This window comes from Schnuerera sp., assembly GCF_035459645.1.
GTDB lineage: Bacteria > Bacillota > Clostridia > Tissierellales > Tepidimicrobiaceae > Schnuerera.
The window spans coordinates 1-2,453 of the sequence record NZ_DATHXO010000189.1 but is presented as its reverse complement, the minus strand read 5'-3'; the positions used below and the strand labels follow the sequence as shown (position 1 = coordinate 2,453).

At 30.7% G+C, this 2,453-nt stretch carries 1 protein-coding gene and 1 pseudogene; one reads left to right on the top strand and one right to left on the bottom strand.

Annotation, left to right across the window (positions count from 1 at the left end; genetic code table 11):
- Positions 1–349 precede the first annotated feature (349 nt).
- Positions 350–1,663 carry a transposase family protein gene (locus tag VK998_RS04590; RefSeq protein WP_325226000.1) on the top strand — a complete coding sequence of 438 codons (1,314 nt, stop codon included), beginning with the start codon at positions 350–352 and terminating at the stop codon, positions 1,661–1,663.
- Between the two features lie 585 nt (positions 1,664–2,248).
- On the opposite strand, the pseudogene VK998_RS04585 reads toward VK998_RS04590, so the two are convergent.
- A pseudogene (locus tag VK998_RS04585) lies at positions 2,249–2,453 on the bottom strand (ISNCY family transposase); the annotation flags it as partial.

The window sequence follows — 2,453 nt, the reverse complement described above, 5'->3', positions numbered from 1 at the left end:
ATTTGGCAACCTAAGAACAGTTATCTCTATTATAGCTGGGGTTGTATTTTTGAAGGAAGAGATCTTTTTCTACCATGTTATAGGCTCTATATTAATTATTGTAGGTGTAATGGGGACCAATTTTTTAGATGATATGGGGATTGAGAAGATAAGGACTAAGTTAGAAAAAATATAATTATTGCTTGGTTCTTTATTTAAATATGAAACTTGAAAGAAGAGAGATTGCATTACAAATCAACAGCATTAAAGAGTAAATATTTTTCGAGATAAATATCCCAATGATGTGGTAATAAGTGGTATAATAAGAGTAGTAAATATATTGATATTACTACATCTGAGGGGGATTTAAATGAAAGGCGAAACTAGAAAACAAAAAAGAGAAAAACAAAAAGAAATAAACTTCTTCGGGGAATTTATTAGAATTAAGAATCATTTTTTTAAAGATATTAATTCTAGACTAAAAGGGGTCAAGGATAAAAGGCACCAAAGCTATATAGAATATACTCCAGATATAATTTTATTTAGTATGATAATGAAAAATATAACATCTATTGAAAGCATGAATCAGATGACAGTCGAATTTAATAGTGAAAAATGTATAAATAATGTATCAAAGGTACTGGGATACGAAGATTTAGATGAGTTACCACACCATGATACTATTAATGATTTTCTAAAAAAGTTGAATCCATGTGAGATTGAAAAAATTAGAAAGTATATGATAAAAGAATTATTCAAAAAAAGATGCCTAGAGGATTATAGATTATTGGATAAATATTGGACTATCGCTGTAGATGCAACAGGAATAGTATCATTCTCCGATAGGCATTGTGAGCATTGCTTGAAAAGAGAATATAAGAATAAAGAGACAGGCGAAGTTGAGAACACTGTCTATTTTCATTATGTATTGGAAGCTAAATTAGTAGTGGGGGATATGGTATTTAGCATAGATACTGAATTTATAGAGAATGAAAAGAATTATGAAAAGCAAGATTGTGAGTTAAAAGCATTTAAAAGATTAGCAGCAAGACTTAAGAAAAATTATAAAAGATTACCTATATGCGTGTTAGGGGATAGTCTTTATGCAGTAGATCCCGTATTTAAGCTATGTAAAGAATATAATTGGCAATATATACTTACCTTTAAGGAAGGCAGAACCAAGAGTATTTGGTCAGAATTTGAGGGGTTAAAAGGGCTAGAAAACAATAACAATAGCAAAGGCTGCACCTGGGTAAATGAAATAACATATAAGGATAATTTGGTAAATATCCTAGAAGCAAAATTGGTGGAAAATGGGGTAGAAAAAGAATTTACATTTATCACTAATATAACAATAAAAGAAAAGAATGCAGACAAAATATTATATGCAGGAAGAAGTAGATGGAAAATAGAAAATGAAGGTTTTAATAATCAAAAGAATATAAAAAACAATATAGAACATCTTTGCTGCAAAGACTATAATGCTATGAAAAATCACTATTTATTGGTACAAATTGCAGATATATTAAGACAGTTATTTGAATGTGGATATGAGCTAATCAGAAGCCTAAGGGCTTCAATAAAAGAAATATCTTCAAGGATATTAGAATCTTTTCGCCGAGACTCTCTAACACCTGAAGATATCGCCAATTCAAATAAACGTATGCAAATACGTTGTTTATGATAAGTAAATTATATCAAAGGTTGTGATAAATGGGAAGTAAAAATTCATTTAAATATATTAAAATTACCCACAAAAATAATAATAAAGGAATCCTACACTTATCAGGTGTGGATAAAACTTAAATATAATTAGGAACCTGTTGATAGTTTCATAAAAGGTAAAATTAAACATTCTAAGGAGATTGCATAAAAATTTAATCTTTGCCGCTGTTCAGATTAAAAAGTTATGTCAATAGTCTGTGAAAATGTCATGTAAATACACGTAATTTTATTCAGTAAAAATGTCACTATTAAAATCAAAAAAATTAGTAATAGCTAACAGAAGTACACCGCATTTATTCCACGGTCCTATTGACATGGGGCCCCTGACCCCTCTAGACACCCATCTTTACCGGAAATAGCCCTTAGCAGGCGGATATTTCCGCCTCAAGATTATACCAGAGGGGTCTTCCCCATATCAATAGGCTTTCGCGGCATAAACACTCACATATCTATTACTACAAAATGATACCTTAAAAAAAGGCATAAGAAATAAACCCTTGAAAAAAGGCTAGAAAGAATATATGATAACTTATGAGTTAAGTTTTTATGCCCATGCTCTTGTGGAGTTGAATAAACCGTTTAATATCTCAAGTATTTCGGTATCCGTCTCCTCATATGAGAGTATGGGTCTTTTATTAGCTGGCTGTCTCCACGGATGATCCTTTGAAGGGATAGCTTTTTTATTTTGTTTTTCACTCCTTTTAGGCTGATTTGCAACCATCTTTTTAGGGCGTTCATCCAATGTCTTA

What these genes read in the sequence shown, in the direction of transcription:
- VK998_RS04590 (WP_325226000.1), top strand. Translation starts at nt 350, where the DNA reads ATGAAAGGCGAAACTAGAAAACAAAAAAGAGAAAAACAAAAAGAAATA.